The sequence below is a fragment of the Flavobacterium sp. T12S277 genome (assembly GCF_048514875.1).
GTDB lineage: Bacteria > Bacteroidota > Bacteroidia > Flavobacteriales > Flavobacteriaceae > Flavobacterium.
The window spans coordinates 1-512 of the sequence record NZ_JBLYEG010000084.1; the positions used below are offsets into that span (position 1 = coordinate 1).

At 39.1% G+C, this 512-nt stretch carries 1 protein-coding gene; it reads left to right on the forward strand.

Going from position 1 to position 512, the window contains the following annotated elements:
* A partial coding sequence (locus tag ACN1CN_RS22835; protein ID WP_419138005.1) for an Ig-like domain-containing protein occupies positions 1 to 512 on the forward strand: 512 nt, incomplete at both ends.

Consider the following 512-nt stretch of genomic DNA (forward strand, 5'->3'; position numbering starts at 1 on the left):
GGTATTACCCAAAAGAATCACAAGAAAAAAGAATGACAGGTGGGAAATTTCAGGGTTCCAATACGTCTGCTTCCGCTGGTTTTGTAGATCTATATTCCATCCCAACCGAGCCAAATTATGCATGGCAAGACGTTAGTATACCTAATAGTACAGCCTATAGATATTACAGATATTTATCTCCGGTAGACGGTTATTGTAATGTGGCAGAGATTGAGTTCTGTGTTTCTAATGAGTTTCCAACAGTAAACATTACAGCACCACTCAATAATAAACTTTATACTACTGTTCCTGCGAACATAAATATTACGGCAACTGCTTCTGATGCGGATGGATCGATCAGCAGAGTTGAATTTTATCAGGGTGCGACTTTACTTGGCACTGATATATCAAGTCCTTATTCGTTTAACTGGACAGGAGTTCCTGCCGGCACTTATGAGCTTATTGCAAAGGCTTATGATAACCTGAATGCTGAAATGGTATCCTCTATTATTAGCGTCATAGTAGGAAACAAA